Source organism: Edaphobacter sp. FHG110511_03 (genome assembly GCF_059115365.1).
This window is the reverse complement of sequence record NZ_JBZYWL010000050.1, coordinates 1-836: the sequence shown is the minus strand read 5'-3', so window position 1 is coordinate 836 and position 836 is coordinate 1. Positions and strand designations below refer to the sequence as shown.

The window sequence follows — 836 nt, the reverse complement described above, 5'->3', positions numbered from 1 at the left end:
TTTTTTCCTCGATCGATAGACGGAGCCATAGTTCGTTAGTCGTATCACGGAGGCTATCGATAGCGGCTCTCCATTTCGCGCCTCCACGAATTGCTGCGCGGAGAGCGCGGAGATACGCCACACAGGTGGCTGGCGTGTTCAATGGGATTGCACTTGAGCACAGCGGGGTGTAATCGGCATGCCGTGTCGGGAGGATGCCGTGACGAGACACCGCAATGATCCTTCCGCGGTATCCGAGTTCACGCAGTCTCAGCAGGACATCGACCCCGGTGAGGCCTGTACCGATGAGAGCAATAGGCGCATCGAGGGGCAATCCCTCATAGGTTCCCGCCGTCCATGCATTGTGGCGATACAAAGCCGAATCGGAGACGGCCTTCGTAATACCCGGAAGAGGAGCTGGATCGAAGTTTCCTGTTGCCAGAACGATCAGATCGGCCCGTAGCTCACATCCGTTATGCAACGTGAGCACGCCTCCGGAGCCGTACAAGCGGATATCGACGACTGTCGCAATCTCCTGTTCGAGTGGGCTCGTCGATGTCAACAGAGATTGGATGTACCGTCCAAATATCGCACGTGGAGCAAAGCTCTTCTCCGTTGCAGTCGAGTCGTAATTCTTCCGAAGCCAATTCAAAAAGTGATCTGGTTGGTCCGGCAGGGCGCTAACCTTCCCTGCGGGAACATTTAACAAGTGGCGGAGGCTCGGAGTTGAATACGCCAGGCCGAGCCCGAAATCAGGCCCCGGGTCGATGAGAATCACACGCGCCGATGTTTTCTGCCGAACCAGGTGAAACGCCGTGAGGGCTCCACTTACCCCTCCACCGATGATTGCGATTGTC

At 56.6% G+C, this 836-nt stretch carries 1 protein-coding gene; it reads right to left on the bottom strand.

Annotated elements, in window-relative coordinates:
• Nucleotides 1-836: FAD/NAD(P)-binding protein (locus tag AC5S26_RS29895; RefSeq protein ID WP_494188595.1), on the bottom strand; the 836-nt coding region annotated here is incomplete at both ends.